Below are 15,470 nucleotides of genomic sequence, written 5' to 3'. Positions count from 1 at the left end.
CCCTCTTTCTTCTTGTTAAGCCTGTCCACCGCGGACAGACGGATGCCAGAACGTGACGACCCGCTCGACAAGCGCGACGATCCCGTAGAAGACGGAGCCAGCCACCGCGGCGACCGCGATTTCGGCCCAGACCATGTCGACATTCATGCGGCCCACTTCCGTGGAGATCCGGAAACCCATGCCGACGATGGGCGTTCCGAAGAACTCGGCCACGATGGCGCCGATGAGGGCCAGCGTGGAATTAATCTTGAGGGCATTGAAGATGAAGGGCCAGGCGGCCGGCAGGCGCAGTTTCACCAGCGTCTGGAACCAGTCGGCGGCATAGGTGCGCATCAGGTCGCGCTCCATGTGGCTGGTGGCGGCAAGGCCGGAAACGGTGTTCACCAGCATGGGGAAGAAGGTCATGATGACGACGACGGCGACCTTGGACTGCCAGTCGAAGCCGAACCACATGACCATGATCGGTGCGACGCCGATGACCGGCAAAGCCGACACGAAATTGCCGAGCGGCAGAAGGCCCTTCTGCAGGAAGGGCGAGCGGTCGATGAGGATGGCGACGAGGAAACCGAGGCCGCAGCCGAGTGCATAGCCGACCAGCACGGATTTCAGGAAGGTCTGGCGGAAATCCGCCCAGAGCGTCGGCACGGAGCCGATGAGCCGCGTCCAGATCATGCTCGGCGGCGGCAGCAGGACGGAGGGGACGTTGAAGCCCCGGACGATGCCTTCCCAGAGCACGAGGATGGTGGCGCCGAAGATCAGCGGCACGGCAAGGCGTGCGGCGCGGTCGGCGGCGGGGTTCAGGAATTTCCGGCGCACCAGCCATTCGTTGAACGCCCAGGCGGCGAGCCAGAAGACGACGGCGGCGATCAGGATCGATGCATTCATGCCCGTGCCCCCATGCGCTTGAGGACGAGATTGTGCGCGATGCCGACGATGATGACGAGCAGCGCCGCAACGCCCGCCGCCATGAAGAGCGCCGCCCAGATCTGCACCGTCTGGCCGTAATAGGAGCCGGCGAGGAGGCGCGCGCCGAGGCCGGCGACGGCGCCCGTCGGCAGCTCCCCGACGATGGCGCCGACCAGCGAGATCGCGACCGCCACCTTCAGCGAGGTGAAGAGATAGGGCATGGAGGCGGGCCAGCGCAGCTTCCAGAAGGTCTGCGCCGGGGAGGCGTTGTAGGTGTGCATCAGGTCGAGCTGGATCTGCTCGGGGCTGCGCAGGCCCTTCACCATGCCGACGACGATGGGGAAAAAGGACAGGTAGGTCGAGATCAGCGCCTTCGGCATCAGGCCGGAAATGCCCACCGCGTTCAGCACGACGATGATCATCGGCGCGATGGCGAGGATGGGGATCGTCTGGCTGGCGATGACCCAGGGCATCAGCGAGCGGTCCATGGCGCGGTTGTGCACGATGGCGATGGCGAGCAGGATGCCGAGCAGGGCCCCCATGGCAAAGCCGAGCAGCGTCGCCGACAGCGTGACCCAGGCATGATAGACGAGGCTGCGCTTGGAGGTGATCGCCTTGTTGACGGTGGTGTCCCAGAGCTCGGCGAAGACCTGGTGCGGCGCCGGCAGCACCGGCCGCTCCTGCGCCATGGTCTTCGGCAGCAGCTCCATGAAGCCGATCGTCCCGCCGGCCCGCGCCGCGGTGTCGCGCTCGAAGGGCGCATTGAGCACGGCGGCGAAGACATACCAGAGAGCGGTGAGGGCGATAAGGACGGTGCCTATCGGAAGCAGGCGGTCGCGAAGGAAACTTGCCTGTTCCATGGGTCAGCTCCGCGACGGGGAAGGGACGGAGGAGAACGTCATCAGGCGTGCTCCTCGTAGCTGTGTCCGGCACGCAGGCCCTCGCGAACGCGATGCGCGATCTCGAGGAATTCCGGCGTCTCACGGATGCCGAGGGGGCGGTCCTTGGGCAGCGGGGATTCGATCACGTCGGTGACGCGGCCGGGGCGGGGGCTCATGACGACGATCTTCGTCGAGAGATAGACGGCCTCGGGGATCGAGTGCGTGACAAAGCAGATGGTCTTCCGCGTCGCGGCCCAGAGTTTCAGCAGCTGTTCGTTGAGGTGGTCGCGGACGATCTCGTCGAGCGCGCCGAAGGGTTCGTCCATCAGGAGGAGATCGGCGTCGAAGGCGAGCGCACGGGCGATGGAGGCGCGCTGCTGCATACCGCCCGAAAGCTGCCAGGGGTATTTCTTGCCGAAGCCCGAAAGGTTGACGAGATCGAGGGTGCGCTCGATGCGCGCCTTCCGATCCTCCTTGGAATAGCCCATGATTTCGAGCGGCAGGGCGACGTTGTTCTCGATGGTGCGCCAGGGATAGAGCGCGGCGGCCTGGAAGACATAGCCATAGGCGCGGTGCCGCCGGGCTTCCTCCGGCGTCATGCCGTTGACGGTGATCGCGCCCGATGTCGGCTTTTCGAGATCGGCGATGACGCGCAGGAACGTCGTCTTGCCGCAGCCGGACGGGCCGATGAAGGAGACGAAATCGCCCTTCTCGACGGAAAGGTTGACGTCGGAAAGCGCCGTGACGGGGCCGTCGGCCGTCTGGAAGGTCAGGCCGAGATCTTTCGCGGAGACGACGGTATCGGACGAGGACATACGGGTCATCTTTCGGCACCTGCAAGGGCGCGGTTTTCGGCAGACTGCATGTCCGTTCCCGGCATTGCAATCGGCATTGTCTGCGGTATCACTTTAGGCACGGAATTCTCACGCTGGGATCGGTGGAGGAGGCGATGGCGGTGGAAACGACGGCCGAATGCCGGGTGGTGCGCCCGGGCGGAACCTATGACGGAAAGCAGGGGTTCAGCTATTTCGAGGGCATTGCCCGTGAGACGGTGGGCGCCTCCGGCATCTGCATGCATCTCCTGACGATCCCGCCGGGCGGGCGGGCGAAGGCGCATCTGCACGAGAGCCACGAAACCGCGATCTACGTGCTCTCCGGCGAGGCGCATACCTGGTACGGCGCGCGGCTGGAGAACCATGTGATCGTCAGGGCGGGCGAGATGTTCTACATTCCCGCCGGCGTGCCGCATCTTCCCGCCAATCTCTCCGACGCGCCGGTCTGCGCCGTCGTCGCCCGGACAGATCCCCACGAGCAGGAGAGCGTGGTGCTTCTGCCGCATCTCGATGCGCTGGTTCCCGCGTAGGCGTCTATATGCCGGATGCCCACCCGTCACTTCTTGCACCGCATCAGCGGCCCCCAGCGCGTGCCGTCGGCAAAGCCGACCGTGTAGCCGCCATGGTCCGGCGTCAGCGTCATCTCGTAGGGCGTGGCCTCGGTCGCGCCCTCTTCGTGGCATTCGGCGGATATCACCGTCGCGCCGCCCACCTTCCGGCCGGCACCCTTGAACGCGCAGTAGGAAACGGCGGTGGTCACGCCTTCCCTGTTGAGAAGGAAGAAGATGTCGCTGCCCGAGGATTCGCCGGTTTCGGAATAGAGGCAGCCTTCCTTGTCGCCATAGCTGCCGTCGACCACGGCCGCCGCCCCCGCCGGACCGGCGAGGACGATGCCGAACAGAAGAGCGGGAAGCGAACGGCCGGCGCCCATCAGACGCCGCTCGCCGGAATGCCGGTACGCTCCACCTTGCGCGGCGCGGTGATCTCCTTCCAGGTGGAGAGCGCCTTGTTGACCGCCGTGAAGGGCTCGCGCCTGACGAACTGGCCGTGGCCCTCGCGGGTCTTGACCGTGCTCTCCTCGACGGCGACGACGCCGCGCGTTAGCGTGTAGCGCGGCAGGCCGGTCACGTCCTTGCCCTCGAAGACATTGTATTCGATGGAGGATTGCTGGTTCTTCGCCGAGATGGTCTTGCTGCGCTTCGGGTCCCAGACGACGATATCGGCATCGGCGCCGACGAGGATCGCGCCCTTGCGCGGATACACGTTGAGGATCTTGGCGATATTGGTGGAGGTGACGGCCACGAACTCGTTCATGGTGAGGCGGCCGGTGTTGACGCCGTGCGTCCAGAGCATCGGCATGCGGTCTTCCAGGCCCCCGGTGCCGTTCGGGATCTTGCGGAAATCGCCGATGCCGGTGCGCTTCTGCTCGGTCGTGAAGGCGCAGTGGTCGGTCGCCACCACCTGGAGCGAGCCGCTGGCAAGGCCGGCCCAGAGCGAATCCTGGTGCTGCCTGTTGCGGAAGGGCGGGCTCATGACGCGGCGGGCGGCGTGGTCCCAGTCCTTGTCGAAATATTCGCTCTCGTCCAGCGTCAGGTGCTGGATCAGCGGCTCGCCATAGACGCGCATGCCGTTCTGTCGGGCGCGGCGGATCGCCTCGTGCGACTGTTCGCAGGAGGTGTGCACGACATAGAGCGGGGCGCCCGCCATGTCGGCGATGATGATGGCGCGGTTCGTCGCCTCGCCCTCGACGGAGGGCGGTCGGGAATAGGCATGGCCCTCCGGCCCGTTGTTGCCCTCGTCCATCAGCTTCTGCTGCATGGCGGCGACGACGTCACCGTTCTCCGCATGGACGAGCGGCAGCGCGCCGAGCGCGGCGCAGCGCTGGAACGAGGCGAACATCTCGTCGTCGTTCACCATCAGCGCGCCCTTGTAGGCCATGAAGTGCTTGAAGGTGTTGATGCCCTTTTCCTCGACGACGGTCTTCATCTCGTCGAAGACCTGCTCGCCCCACCAGGTCACGGACATGTGGAAGGAATAGTCGCAATTGGCGCGGGTCGACTTGTTGTCCCAGCGCTTCAAGGCGTCGAGCAGCGACTGGCCGGGATCGGGCAGGCAGAAATCGACCACCATGGTCGTGCCGCCGGCAAGGCCGGCCCGCGTGCCGCTCTCGAAATCGTCGGCCGAATAGGTGCCCATGAAGGGCATTTCGAGATGCACATGCGGATCGATGCCGCCCGGCATGACATAACAGCCCGCCGCATCCAGCACCTCGTCGCCGGAAAGGTCCGGCCCGATCTCGACGATCTTCCCGCCCTCGATCTTGACGTCCGCCTTGTAGGTCAGGTCGGCGGTGACAATGGTTCCGCCCTTGATGACTGTGCTCATGTTGGTCCGTTCCCTGTCTTGATTTTCGTGCACGCAACGCGTGGAACCGCCCGGCTGGCCGGGCGGCTGAGGATCACTCGGCGATGCCCGCCGTCTCGATCACCGCATGGAGCAGCACGTCCGCGCCGGCGGCGGCCCATTCCTTCGAGATGTCCTCCGCCTCGTTGTGCGAGAGGCCGCCGACGCAGGGGCACATGATCATCGTGGCGGGGGCGACCTTTGCGGCCCAGCAGGCGTCGTGGCCCGCGCCGGAGATGAGGTTCATGTGGCTGTAGCCGAGGTCCTCGGCGGCCTTGCGGACGGTGGCGACGAGGGTCGGGTCGAAGGTGACGGGGTCGAAATGGCCGACCGCCTCGACGGAGCAGCCGACGCCGAGCGCCTCGCAGATCTTCGGGGCTTCCGCCTCGATGCGGGCGCGCATGCCGTCGAGCTTCTTCTGGTCGGGCGAGCGGATATCGACGGTGAAGACGACCTTGCCGGGCAGCACGTTGCGTGAGTTCGGCGAGAAGAACACCTGGCCGACGCCGCCGACGGCGCCCGGCTGGTTCTCCATGGCGACCGTCTGCACCATTTCGAGGATGCGCGCCATGGCAAGGCCGGCATTGACGCGCATCGCCATCGGCGTCGAGCCGGTATGCGCCTCGCGGCCGGTCAGCGTGAATTCCAGCCACCACAGGCCCTGACAGTGGGTGACGACGCCGATTTCCTTCTTCTCGGCTTCGAGGATCGGTCCCTGCTCGATGTGGTATTCGAAATAGGCGTGCATTTTTCGCGCGCCGACCGCCTCGTCGCCGACCCAGCCGATGCGCTTCAGCTCGTCGCCGAAGGTCTTTCCTTCCGGGTCCTTGCGGCCATAGGCGTAGTCCTGCGTGTGCACGCCGGCGAAGACGCCGGAGGCGAGCATGGCGGGGGCGAAGCGGGCGCCTTCCTCGTTCGTCCAGTTGGTGACGACGATCGGGTGCTTCGTTTCGATGCCGAGATCGTTCAGCGAGCGCACGACCTCCAGGCCCGCGAGCACGCCGAGCACGCCGTCATACTTGCCGCCGGTCGGCTGGGTATCGAGATGCGAGCCGACATAGACGGGCAGGGCGTCCGGATCGGTGCCGGCGCGCGTCATGAACATGTTGCCCATCGTGTCGACGCCCATGGTCAGGCCCGCGTCATCGCACCATGTCTGGAAGAGGCGCCGGCCCTCGGCGTCTGAATCGGTCAGCGTCTGGCGATTGTTGCCGCCGGCGATGCCAGGGCCGATCTTCGCCATGTCCATGAGGGAATCCCACAGGCGGTCCGCGTTGACACGCATGTTCTCGCCGGGTGCGGCCATGTCGTATGCTCCCACGTCTTCGGGCTCTTTGAGGCCCCATTTTGTTCCCACCGGCCGGCAGCGCGATTGTTGTTTTTGCGCCGTCCGTTCAGAGCAGTTGCCTTTACTTGATAACTGTCTGATAATTTGACCGGTTGGTAAACATTACAGCTTCCGTTGCGGCACTCAAGCCGAAAAACCAAAAACCTTTGGTGAGCGCCAAGAAAATGGCGGCTGGTTAAACTGGTGAATTTGACGGCACTTTTCCGCGCGGCGGAGGACGCCGAGGGGGCACGATGGCACTACCGAGGGCGGCGAGGACACAGCGGCGCACGCGCATCCAGGAAGCCAAGGAAGAGCAGATACTCGAAGCGGCGCTGGAGGTCTTTTCGCTGCACGGCTTCCGCGGCGCGACGGTGGACCAGATCGCCGAGGTCGCCGGCATGTCCAAGCCGAACCTCCTCTATTATTTCCGCACCAAGGAGGCGATGCACCGGGCGCTGATCACCCGCGTCCTCGACACGTGGCTCGATCCGTTGCGCGAGTTCGACGCGGGCGGCAATCCGGTCTCGGAGATCCGCAGCTATATCCGCCGCAAGCTGGAGATGGCGCGGGATTTCCCACGTGAAAGCCGGCTCTTCGCCAACGAGATCCTGCAGGGCGCGCCCAATATCGAGGATGAGCTGAAGGGGCCGCTGAAGGCGCTGGTGGACGAGAAGGCGGAGGTCATCCGCAGCTGGGCGAAGGCCGGCAAGATCGCCAAATGCGATCCCTACCACCTCATCTTCTCCATCTGGTCGACCACGCAGCACTATGCCGACTTCGACGTGCAGGTGCGCGCAGTGCTCGGGCAGGGGCAGTCCGGCGAGGGGCGGTTCGAGGATGCGGCGCGCTTCCTCGAACAGCTTTTCGTCGCCGGGCTCAATATCAGCGAGCAGCAGATCTAGACTTCGTTTCCACCGGTTCGGCCTTCGGCTGGCCGAAGAGGCTGGCGGCGATCTGCTCGCGTTCGCGCCAGAGCGCGGGCAGGGGAAGCAGCGCGATGCACACCAGCGCGATCGTCGTCTTGGTGAGCTGCGAAAGCGCGGGCGTGCGGCCATCCGCGTAATAGACCGCATAGACGATGGCGACGTGCCAGACATAGACCTGCAGCGAATGGCGGCCGAGCAGGCGCAGGAAGCGCAGCGTGAAGACCGCCGTCACGCCGCGGGCAAGCGAGCGGACGAAGGCATTGTGATGCTTCGGGCCGGCGATCAGCAGCCAGGCGAGGCCCGTCGCGACGGCGGCGAAGTTGAGGAGGTAGACCGGGCCAAAATCGGCGCGGATCTCCATCGTCGCGAACTTGTCGAGCACGGCTTGCGGCAACAGGTCCCAGGCCGTGACGATGCGCAGCGGCAGGAAGAACAGGCAGATGGCGAGCGCGGCCTTGGGCAGCAATGTCTTCTCCGGCGAGAAGATGGCCTGCCAGTCGATCTTCTTCTGCGCGGTGAGGACGCCGATCACCATGGCGGAGAAGAAGACGATCTGCCAGCCGAGCATGTTGAAGCTGGCGCGGATGCCCTGGCCGTCGGCGCCGGTGACGAGGGCGTTCAGCGGCTCGGTGGCGAAGCGCTGCAGGCCGAGCTGCGCGGCCATCCAGGCGATCAGCGAGCCGGCGAGCACATGCGCCCACTTGCCCTGCAGGCACAGCCAGACGAGCGGCGGCGCGAAGATCATGTAGACGATATATTGCGGCAGGATATCCATGAAGGTCGGCTGGAAGAGGAAGGTGGCGATGGCCGCCAGCCGCAGCGGCACGTCGAAATTGGTGGTGCCGAGCCAGTTGTACCAGAGCCGGTAGGCATCGGGCAGGAACATCTGCACGACGAGCACCGCCATCACCGTTCCCATGGCATAGCGGTAGAGCTCGAAGGCGCGGTTGCGGATGAGCTGGCGCCCGGTGTCGTAGCCGTATTTCAGCATCTTGCGGGCATAGACCATGCCGATCAGCAGGCCCGAGAGGAAGACGAAGCCCTGCGCGTCCTCCACGAAGGCGAACTGACGGTGGTTCACCTCCATCATCCAGTAGCCGCCGACGAATATCAGGTGGTTGATGAGCATGAAGACGAGGAAATAGCCCCGCATGCCATCGATGATCTCAAATCGCTTCAAAATGCGCACTCCGTCGCTGCTCAAGGTGCGCCCCAACAGGGCGGCAACGCGCGAGGCGGCGGATCGTTCCGAAAAAAATTCAGTCGGGCAGGAAAGCCATCAGCGCGAGGCCGCAGGCCGTGACCAGCGCGCCGGCCAGCACCGGCAGGCTCGCCCAGCCATGGCCGAGCAGGCCTTCCAGCAGGATGATGAAGCTCGGCGTCAGGTAGCCGTAGCCGAGCAGCTTGGAGGCCGGCAGGCGCATCGAGGCATATTGCAGCAGCAGGAAGGTGAGGGCCGTGGTGACGACCGCGAGATAGGCGACGGCAGCGTAGACGGTGAGGGGGAGGGCCGAGAAGTCGGTCTGGACGAGGCCTTTTATGCCGGGCGGTATCAGCCAGAGCGTCGCGCCCACCGTGACCCAGAAGCCGAAGGCGACGGCATGCTCGCCCCGGTCGAAGCGGCGGATCAGCGGCACATAGAGCGCATGGCAGATGACGCCGACGAAGAAGATCATCTCGCCGGTGCCGACATCGAAGGAGAGGATCGCATCGACATTGCCGCGGAAGATCACCCAGACCGCGCCCGCGGCGGCGATGATGAGGCCAGCCAGCACGCCCGGTCTGGTGCGCTGGCCGAGCACCGGCAGCGCGAAGGCGGCGCTCAGCAGCGGCATCAGGGTGAAGACCGCGCCGGTGGCGACGGGGCTGGTGAATTCCAGCGCCATGAACATGGTCAGCATATAGGCCGCGATGAGGCCGCCGAGCAGCAGGAAGCGCCACGCCTGTTTCGGCAGGGCCGTGGGCACGCGGAAGACGCCGAAGGCGAGCACGGCCATGACGACGATGGTCAGGATATAGCGCCAGAGCATCAGCGGCTCGGCCTTCATGTAGCGGGCCGCGAGCCCGCCGAAGGAGAAGGAGCCGGCGATCAGCACGGCGAAGAGCAGCATGGCGAGATGGCCCTTCAGCTTCTCATGGCCCCTGGCGTGGGTGGAAAGGCCCGCCGGGGCCGGCATACGCTTCGTCAAGAAAATCATCCTATCGTCTGCGGCGCGGCTTGCCCGCCTCCCGCCCCGTTGCTCATAGCCTTGGGCGAGAGGATGCGCCAGAGCCCATAGGAAAGCCGCATTCCCCGCCCACAGACACGCGGCACGGCAAAGGACAGTTCATGACGGCAGCCATCGGCTTCAAGGATACCGACCGCAAGACGAGCGAGCTGCTCGAGGACATCCTCCATTCGATCCGGGGCGAGCACATCACGCTGCGCGACCTTCTCACGATGATGGGGGAAAGCGGTCTCCTTCTGCTCTGCGCCTTCCTGTCGCTGCCCTTCCTCTTTCCCGTGTCGATCCCCGGCGTCTCCACCGTCTTCGGCGCGGGCATCGTGCTGATCAGCGCGGCGATCACGCTGAACCGGCTGCCCTGGCTGCCGGAAAAGGTCGCCGACCGGCGGTTGGAAAGCGGCCGGCTGCGGCCGGTGCTCCAGCGCGGCGTGACGTTCCTGCGCCGGATCGACCGCTTCTTCAAGCCGCGCTTCGCCTCGGTGACGACGGGCGCCGTGATGAACCGGATCAACGGGCTGGCGCTGATGGGGGCGGGGCTGCTGCTGATGGCGCCGCTCGGGCTCATTCCCTTTTCCAACACGCTGCCGGGCGTCGCCATCCTGCTGCTCGCCGCCGGCATCTCGCAGCGCGACGGGCTGGTGGTGCTCGCCGGCTACGCAATGGTGGCGCTGACCATCGTCTATTTCACGGCGCTCGCCTTCCTCGCCTATAGCGCGGGGCAGAGCTTCAACATCTTCGGGTAAGGGGCATCAGGCCGGCTGCCGGTTCCAGGGCATGCGCGCCAGCAACATCGCCATGCCACACCAGCCCGTGGTGCCGGCGAAGACCAACATGATGCCGATGACGCCGGCAAGGGCGAAGGCGGCGGTCAGGCCGGAAAAGCCCAGTGCCACCAGAGCGACGATCAGGATGCCGACCGCGATCTGGACCTGCCGGAAGAGCGGGATCGCCGCCGACCGGGCACCGCCGACGACGGGCAGGCCGGCTTCCTTCCATGCGGCAATACCGCCTTCGAGATTGTAAACCGCATGGCCTGCGCCGGCCGCTTCGGCCGTCCGGCAGGCCGCTTCGCCGCGCGCGCCTTTCAGGCACTGGAAGATCATCTTGCGGTCGGCAGGTATCTGCGCGTCGGCAAGCGTGCGGCCGAGCGAAGAAAGCGGGATCGAGGCGGCGCAGGCGATGTGCTCGGCACGGAACTCGTCCGGTTCGCGCACGTCGACCAGCACGGCCTCGCCGGAGGCGAGCCACAGGGCGGCGTCTTTCGGGGACATGGATGCGGTCATGGTCAGTCCTTTGCGCAGAAGCGGGCGTAGAGCACGGCCATGATCTCCATCACGGCCGGATGGTCGATGGTGTAGAAAAGAGTGCGGTGATCGCGCCGGAAGCGCACGATCCCTTCCTCCTTCAATTTGGCGAGGTGCTGCGACATCGAGGTCTGGGCGATGCCCGTCTCCTCGATCAGCTCGGTCACGTTGCGCTCGCCATTCGCCAGCGCACACAGGATCAGGAGGCGGTGGGAACTGGCGAGTCCCTTCAGGAAATTCGCCACCGTCTCGGCCTTCGCCGGCATCTCTTCGGTAATCGTCACGGGCATCTCTTTATAATTCATATTTTTATGATATCAAGAAAATATGAAATGTAAAGCCGCAAGGAGCGAGCCATGACGAAGGACTACAAGGCGATCACAAGGGATATTTCGGTCTATATGGGCGAGCTGCGCAAGCTTGCGCCGGAAGCGATGCAGGGCTTCTCGGCGCTCGCGAAGGGCGCGGGCGCCGAAGGCGCGCTGGACAAGAAGACGAAGGAATTGATTGCGCTCGCCATTGGCGTGACGCAGCGCTGCGACGGCTGCATCGGCTTCCATGCCAAGGCGCTGCACGAGCTGGGCGCCAGCCGACAGGAGGTCGCAGAGGTGATGGTGATGTGCGTCTATATGGGGGGCGGGCCGGCACTGATGTATGCGGCCGATGCCATGCGCGCCTACGACCAGTTCGCCGGGGCCTGAGGCCCCGGCGGGTTGGCTTACTCCGCTGCCTGGCGGGCCGCCGGGTTGTTCGGATGGGTCGTCCAGTTGGCGTAGTTCGGGTCGACCGGCTTGCCGGTGCGCTGGTCGAGCGTGCCGGGTTCAAGGCCGACCATGGTGATGCAGTTCTCGACCGGGCAGACGTTGACGCAGAGATTGCAGCCGACGCACTCGTCCTCCATCACCTCGAAATGCCGGACCCCGTCGACGAACTGGGTGATCGCCTGATGCGAGGTGTCCTCGCAGGCGATGTGGCAGCGGCCGCACTTGATGCAGGCATCCTGGTCGATATGGGCTTTGGCGATGTAGTTGAGGTTGAGGTACTGCCAGTCCGTAACGTTCGGCACGGCGCGGCCGCAGATGTCGTCGAGGCTGCGGTGGCCCTTGGCGTCCATCCAGTCGGAAAGGCCTGAGATCATCTCTTGGACGATCTTGAAGCCGTAGGTCATGGCTGCCGTGCAGACCTGCACGTTGCCTGCGCCGAGCGCCAGGAACTCGGCGGCGTCGCGCCAGGTCGTCACGCCGCCGATGCCGGAGATCGGCAGGCCGTAGGTTTCCGGGTCGCGGGCGATCTCGGCCACCATGTTGAGCGCGATGGGCTTGACCGCCGGGCCGCAATAGCCGCCATGCGTGCCCTTGCCGCCGACCGTCGGGTTCGGGGCGAAGCTGTCGAGGTCGACGGAGACGATGGAGTTGATCGTGTTGATCAGCGACACGGCGTCGGTGCCGCCGGCCTTGGCCGCGCGGGCGGGCTTGCGGATATCGGTGATGTTGGGCGTCAGCTTGGTGATGACGGGCATGCGCGTGTACTGCTTGCACCAGCGCACGACCATCTCGATATATTCCGGCACCTGCCCGACCGCCGCGCCCATGCCGCGCTCGGACATGCCGTGCGGACAGCCGAAGTTGAGCTCGATGCCGTCGGCGCCGGTCTCTTCGACGAGGGGGAGGATCGCCTTCCAGCTCTCCTCCTCGCAGGGCACCATGATCGAGGCGACCAGCGCCCGGTCCGGCCAGTTCATCTTGACCTGCTTCATCTCGATCAGGTTCGTGTAGAGATCGCGGTCGGTGATGAGCTCGATATTGTTGAGGCCGAGGAGACGGCGGTCGGCGCCCCAGATCGCACCGTAGCGCGGGCCGTTGACGTTGACGACCGGCGGGCCTTCCTCGCCGAGCGTCTTCCAGACCACGCCGCCCCAGCCCGCCTTGAAGGCGCGCTCGACATTGTAGGCCTTGTCGGTCGGCGGCGCGGAGGCCAGCCAGAATGGGTTGGGCGACTTGATGCCGACGAAGTTGTTGCGAAGATCAGCCATGTCTCATCTCCCTCAAGCGACGGCAACGGAAGGCTGCGCGCCGGCAGCCAGCATGCGGTTGATCGAATCGGCCGCGTCGCGCCCTTGCGCGACAGAGGTGACCGTCAGGTCCTCGCCGGCCTTCACGCAGTCGCCGCCGGCCCAGACATTGGGAACGGAGGTGCGGCCTTCGGCATCGACGGCGACGCGGTTGCCAGCCATGGCGAGCAGGCCGAGACCTGCCGCCTCGAAGGTCTGGCCGATGGCCTTGAAGATCTGGTCGGCGGCGAGCGCCCCGGTCTCGCCGGTGCCGACGAGCCTGCCGTCGCGCATCTCGGTATATTCCACCTCGATGCCGGCGACATGGCCGTCGCGGGCGATGACGCGCTTCGGCTGGAGCCAGTGGCGGATCATCACGCCCTTGGAGGCGGCGAGGTCCTGCTCGAAGGGCGAAGCGTTCATGTGTTCCTTGCCGCGGCGGTAGCAGATCGTCACCTCTTCCGCGCCGAGGAGCTTTGCCTGCACGGCGGCGTCGATGGCCGTCATGCCGCCGCCGATGACGACGACGCGCCGGCCGACCGGCACGCTCGCCTTGTCTTCGGCCTGCCGCAGCTCGGCGATGAAATCGACGGCATCCACGACGCCGGGCAGGGTCTCGCCTTCCGCGCCGAGCGCGTTGACGCCGGCAAGGCCCATGCCGAGGAAGACGGCGTCGAAATTGGCGGTGAGGTCGGCAAGCGTGAAGTCACGGCCGAGCTTCAGGCCGTTCTTCACCTCGATGCCGCCGATGGCAAGCACGTAGTCGACCTCGCGCCGGGCGAAATCGTCGACGGCCTTGTAGGTGGCGATGCCGTATTCGTTGAGGCCGCCGGCCTTCTCGCGCGCCTCGAAAATCACGACGTCATGACCGTTCATGGCGAGGCGGTGGGCGCAGGCAAGGCCCGCCGGCCCGGCGCCGACGACGGCCACGGCCTTGCCCGTGTGGGCCGCGCGCTCGTAGAAATGCTGGTTCTCCGTCATCGCGACGTCGGTCGCGTAGCGCTGGAGACGGCCGATCTCGACGGGGCGATGCTCGGCGGTGTTGCGCACGCAGGCCTGCTCGCAGAGCGTCTCGGTGGGACAGACGCGGGCGCACATGCCGCCGAGGATGTTCTGGTCAAAGATGGTCTTCGCCGAGCCGATGGGATTGCCCGTCGAGATCTGGCGGATGAACAGCGGAATGTCGATGGAGGTGGGACAGGCCGTCATGCACGGCGCGTCGTAGCAGAAGTAGCAGCGGTCGGCTGCGACCAGCGCCTCATGGTCGTCGAGGCGCGGGTGGAGGTCGGAAAAGTTCGTCTCGTATTCGGCCGGCGCAAGACGCCCCCGATGAATCCCAGATTGCGTCGTTCCCATAGTTATCTCCCATTCGAGTGGGCTTTTTGAATAGAAGAACGGTAACCCAGCTTTATTTTTTTATCAAACGGTAAAACTTCAAAAGAAATGCTGGTTTTTCAATGGTTGCAGCGAAAATAAACATGAGTAATCCGGTTATCTTTTTGCGGCGTCAATAAAGCCGTGCGGCCTTGCCTGTCTTTCCTGCGCCATCACGCGGCGTTTGACAGGCCGGGGGAAAAGATGCAGCAAATCTTATGAAACGAACGGGGTAGACGATGGCGAAGCGGACGGAAACAGCCGGGCGGCTGGACGATGCGGCAAGGGCCGGCTGGCTCTACTATGTCGCCGGCCGCACGCAGGACGAGATCGCCTCGGCCATGGGCATTTCCCGCCAGTCGGCGCAACGCCTCGTGTCGCTTGCCGTCGCCGAGCGGCTGATCAAGGTGCGCCTCGACCATCCCATCGCCGAATGCCTGGAGCTGGGCGAAGCGCTCAAGCGGAAATTCGGCCTCGTGCATGTCGATATCGTGCCGAGCGATCCGGGTTCCACCTCCACGACGATCGGCATCGCCGAGGCGGGGGCGGCGGAGATCGAGCGCTGGCTGAAGAAGAGCGAGCCCATCGTGCTCGCCGTCGGTACGGGGCGCACGCTGAAAGCGGCGATCGACCAGCTTCCGGCGATGGAGTGCCCGCAGCACCGTATCCTGTCTCTCACCGGCAATATCGGGCCGGACGGCTCGGCCGCCTATTACAACGTCATCTTCTCCATGGCCGACGCGGTGAAGGCCCGGCACTATCCGATGCCGCTGCCCGTCCTCGTCTCCTCGACGGAGGAGCGCGATCTCCTGCACCGGCAGAGCCTCGTGCAGTCGACGCTTCAGCTCGGCCGCGAGGCGGATGTCGCCTTCGTCGGCATCGGCGAGCTCGGCGCCGACGCGCCGCTCTGCCTCGACGGCTTCCTCGATCCGGAAGAGATGGCGCGGCTGATGGAGGAGGGCGCGGCCGGGGAGATCTGCGGCTGGATGTTCGACAGCAACGGCAGGCTGCTCGACGGCAGCATCAACGAGCGCGTCGCCTCCGTGCCGCTGCCGCCGCGCGAGACGACCACGGTCATCGGCCTTGCCAAGGGCAAGCGCAAGTATGCCGCCCTTCTCGCCGCCCTCAGGGGCCGCATGATCAATGGCGTGATCACCGACGAAGCGACGGCGCGCGACCTGCTTTCGGCCTGACGGCGTTTTCGCCCGGCAGAAATTTTCCATGAGATTCAAGGCATG

Annotated in this window: 17 protein-coding genes; 5 read left to right on the top strand and 12 right to left on the bottom strand. The window is 65.4% G+C overall.

Going from position 1 to position 15,470, the window contains the following annotated elements; genetic code table 11:
* Nucleotides 1–15 precede the first annotated feature (15 nt).
* From ACZ48C_RS11505 to ACZ48C_RS11495, 3 genes are read right to left on the bottom strand one after another with little or no spacing between them, the layout of a single operon-like run.
* Nucleotides 16–885 (bottom strand): ABC transporter permease, encoded by an 870-nt coding sequence (locus tag ACZ48C_RS11505; RefSeq protein ID WP_464781182.1) that lies wholly within the window; start codon nucleotides 883–885, stop codon nucleotides 16–18.
* On the bottom strand, nucleotides 882–1,766 hold the full coding sequence (locus ACZ48C_RS11500; protein WP_464781181.1) for an ABC transporter permease: 885 nt from the start codon (nucleotides 1,764–1,766) through the stop codon (nucleotides 882–884). The genes ACZ48C_RS11505 and ACZ48C_RS11500 overlap by 4 nt, the downstream gene beginning before the upstream one ends.
* A gap of 41 nt (nucleotides 1,767–1,807) precedes the next feature.
* Nucleotides 1,808–2,602, bottom strand: coding sequence for an ABC transporter ATP-binding protein (locus ACZ48C_RS11495; RefSeq protein ID WP_424547281.1), 795 nt, complete (start codon nucleotides 2,600–2,602; stop codon nucleotides 1,808–1,810).
* Between the two features lie 134 nt (nucleotides 2,603–2,736).
* Between ACZ48C_RS11495 and ACZ48C_RS11490 the strand changes: the two genes are divergently transcribed.
* Nucleotides 2,737–3,150, top strand: coding sequence for a cupin domain-containing protein (locus ACZ48C_RS11490; protein WP_454632121.1), 414 nt, complete (start codon nucleotides 2,737–2,739; stop codon nucleotides 3,148–3,150).
* 26 nt (nucleotides 3,151–3,176) lie between these two features.
* Here ACZ48C_RS11490 and ACZ48C_RS11485 read toward each other — a convergent pair whose 3' ends face one another.
* The 3 genes from ACZ48C_RS11485 to ACZ48C_RS11475 form a co-directional block, all read right to left on the bottom strand.
* The gene (locus ACZ48C_RS11485; RefSeq protein ID WP_464781180.1) at nucleotides 3,177–3,551 is read right to left on the bottom strand and encodes a hypothetical protein; all 375 of its coding nucleotides are present in this window, start codon (nucleotides 3,549–3,551) and stop codon (nucleotides 3,177–3,179) included.
* Entirely contained in the window at nucleotides 3,551–5,005 is a 1,455-nt protein-coding gene (hydA, locus tag ACZ48C_RS11480) for a dihydropyrimidinase (protein ID WP_464781179.1), read from the bottom strand. Before hydA ends, ACZ48C_RS11485 begins: the two co-directional genes overlap by 1 nt.
* Nucleotides 5,006–5,078: 73 nt before the next feature.
* Nucleotides 5,079–6,329 carry a Zn-dependent hydrolase gene (locus ACZ48C_RS11475; RefSeq protein ID WP_464781178.1) on the bottom strand — a complete coding sequence of 417 codons (1,251 nt, stop codon included), beginning with the start codon at nucleotides 6,327–6,329 and terminating at the stop codon, nucleotides 5,079–5,081.
* 275 nt (nucleotides 6,330–6,604) lie between these two features.
* On the opposite strand from ACZ48C_RS11475, the gene ACZ48C_RS11470 reads away from it, so the two are divergent.
* Nucleotides 6,605–7,255 (top strand): TetR family transcriptional regulator C-terminal domain-containing protein, encoded by a 651-nt coding sequence (locus tag ACZ48C_RS11470; protein WP_119256849.1) that lies wholly within the window; start codon nucleotides 6,605–6,607, stop codon nucleotides 7,253–7,255.
* Here the strand turns inward: ACZ48C_RS11470 and ACZ48C_RS11465 are convergent.
* Nucleotides 7,236–8,459 (bottom strand): OpgC family protein, encoded by a 1,224-nt coding sequence (locus tag ACZ48C_RS11465; protein WP_464781177.1) that lies wholly within the window; start codon nucleotides 8,457–8,459, stop codon nucleotides 7,236–7,238. The two genes, ACZ48C_RS11470 and ACZ48C_RS11465, sit on opposite strands and share 20 nt — an antisense overlap.
* Before the next feature lie 79 nt (nucleotides 8,460–8,538).
* Nucleotides 8,539–9,468, bottom strand: a complete 930-nt coding sequence (locus ACZ48C_RS11460) for a DMT family transporter (protein ID WP_464781176.1) — start codon at nucleotides 9,466–9,468, stop codon at nucleotides 8,539–8,541.
* A 140-nt stretch (nucleotides 9,469–9,608) separates the two neighbouring features.
* Between ACZ48C_RS11460 and ACZ48C_RS11455 the strand changes: the two genes are divergently transcribed.
* A complete protein-coding gene (locus ACZ48C_RS11455; RefSeq protein ID WP_424547262.1) occupies nucleotides 9,609–10,247 on the top strand; it encodes an exopolysaccharide biosynthesis protein in 639 nt (212 codons plus the stop codon).
* 6 nt (nucleotides 10,248–10,253) lie between these two features.
* Here ACZ48C_RS11455 and ACZ48C_RS11450 read toward each other — a convergent pair whose 3' ends face one another.
* Both ACZ48C_RS11450 and ACZ48C_RS11445 read right to left on the bottom strand, forming a co-directional pair.
* The gene (locus ACZ48C_RS11450; RefSeq protein ID WP_464781175.1) at nucleotides 10,254–10,787 is read right to left on the bottom strand and encodes a rhodanese-like domain-containing protein; all 534 of its coding nucleotides are present in this window, start codon (nucleotides 10,785–10,787) and stop codon (nucleotides 10,254–10,256) included.
* A gap of 2 nt (nucleotides 10,788–10,789) precedes the next feature.
* Entirely contained in the window at nucleotides 10,790–11,092 is a 303-nt protein-coding gene (locus tag ACZ48C_RS11445; RefSeq protein WP_464781174.1) for an ArsR/SmtB family transcription factor, read from the bottom strand.
* Nucleotides 11,093–11,164: 72 nt separating this feature from the next.
* Between ACZ48C_RS11445 and ACZ48C_RS11440 the strand changes: the two genes are divergently transcribed.
* Nucleotides 11,165–11,509 carry a carboxymuconolactone decarboxylase family protein gene (locus tag ACZ48C_RS11440; protein WP_464781173.1) on the top strand — a complete coding sequence of 115 codons (345 nt, stop codon included), beginning with the start codon at nucleotides 11,165–11,167 and terminating at the stop codon, nucleotides 11,507–11,509.
* Nucleotides 11,510–11,526: 17 nt separating this feature from the next.
* On the opposite strand, the gene preA is transcribed toward ACZ48C_RS11440, so the two are convergent.
* Both preA and ACZ48C_RS11430 read right to left on the bottom strand, forming a co-directional pair.
* Nucleotides 11,527–12,840: an NAD-dependent dihydropyrimidine dehydrogenase subunit PreA gene (preA, locus tag ACZ48C_RS11435; protein ID WP_464781172.1), complete on the bottom strand. Its 1,314-nt coding sequence runs from the start codon at nucleotides 12,838–12,840 to the stop codon at nucleotides 11,527–11,529.
* A 12-nt stretch (nucleotides 12,841–12,852) separates the two neighbouring features.
* Nucleotides 12,853–14,214, bottom strand: a complete 1,362-nt coding sequence (locus ACZ48C_RS11430) for an NAD(P)-dependent oxidoreductase (RefSeq protein ID WP_464781171.1) — start codon at nucleotides 14,212–14,214, stop codon at nucleotides 12,853–12,855.
* 257 nt (nucleotides 14,215–14,471) lie between these two features.
* Here ACZ48C_RS11430 and ACZ48C_RS11425 point away from each other — a divergent pair, with 257 nt between their 5' ends.
* Nucleotides 14,472–15,425 (top strand): sugar-binding transcriptional regulator, encoded by a 954-nt coding sequence (locus ACZ48C_RS11425; protein WP_119256857.1) that lies wholly within the window; start codon nucleotides 14,472–14,474, stop codon nucleotides 15,423–15,425.
* The last annotated feature ends 45 nt before the right edge of the window (nucleotides 15,426–15,470 follow it).

The sequence above is a fragment of the Shinella sp. 1A1 genome (assembly GCF_055379515.1).
The sequence above is the reverse complement of the archived record's forward strand: the minus strand, read 5'-3'. Positions and strand labels throughout refer to the sequence as shown.

Excerpts from the sequence above, each read along its gene's own strand:
- ACZ48C_RS11430 (WP_464781171.1), bottom strand. The coding sequence starts at position 14,214 with ATGGGAACGACGCAATCTGGGATTCATCGGGGGCGTCTTGCGCCGGCC.
- ACZ48C_RS11505 (WP_464781182.1), bottom strand. The coding sequence starts at position 885 with ATGAATGCATCGATCCTGATCGCCGCCGTCGTCTTCTGGCTCGCCGCC.
- ACZ48C_RS11440 (WP_464781173.1), top strand. The coding sequence starts at position 11,165 with ATGACGAAGGACTACAAGGCGATCACAAGGGATATTTCGGTCTATATG.
- ACZ48C_RS11485 (WP_464781180.1), bottom strand. The coding sequence starts at position 3,551 with ATGGGCGCCGGCCGTTCGCTTCCCGCTCTTCTGTTCGGCATCGTCCTC.
- ACZ48C_RS11470 (WP_119256849.1), top strand. The coding sequence starts at position 6,605 with ATGGCACTACCGAGGGCGGCGAGGACACAGCGGCGCACGCGCATCCAG.
- hydA (WP_464781179.1), bottom strand. The coding sequence starts at position 5,005 with ATGAGCACAGTCATCAAGGGCGGAACCATTGTCACCGCCGACCTGACC.
- ACZ48C_RS11490 (WP_454632121.1), top strand. The coding sequence starts at position 2,737 with ATGGCGGTGGAAACGACGGCCGAATGCCGGGTGGTGCGCCCGGGCGGA.
- ACZ48C_RS11500 (WP_464781181.1), bottom strand. The coding sequence starts at position 1,766 with ATGGAACAGGCAAGTTTCCTTCGCGACCGCCTGCTTCCGATAGGCACC.
- ACZ48C_RS11425 (WP_119256857.1), top strand. The coding sequence starts at position 14,472 with ATGGCGAAGCGGACGGAAACAGCCGGGCGGCTGGACGATGCGGCAAGG.
- ACZ48C_RS11495 (WP_424547281.1), bottom strand. The coding sequence starts at position 2,602 with ATGTCCTCGTCCGATACCGTCGTCTCCGCGAAAGATCTCGGCCTGACC.
- ACZ48C_RS11455 (WP_424547262.1), top strand. The coding sequence starts at position 9,609 with ATGACGGCAGCCATCGGCTTCAAGGATACCGACCGCAAGACGAGCGAG.
- ACZ48C_RS11450 (WP_464781175.1), bottom strand. The coding sequence starts at position 10,787 with ATGACCGCATCCATGTCCCCGAAAGACGCCGCCCTGTGGCTCGCCTCC.
- preA (WP_464781172.1), bottom strand. The coding sequence starts at position 12,840 with ATGGCTGATCTTCGCAACAACTTCGTCGGCATCAAGTCGCCCAACCCA.
- ACZ48C_RS11475 (WP_464781178.1), bottom strand. The coding sequence starts at position 6,329 with ATGGCCGCACCCGGCGAGAACATGCGTGTCAACGCGGACCGCCTGTGG.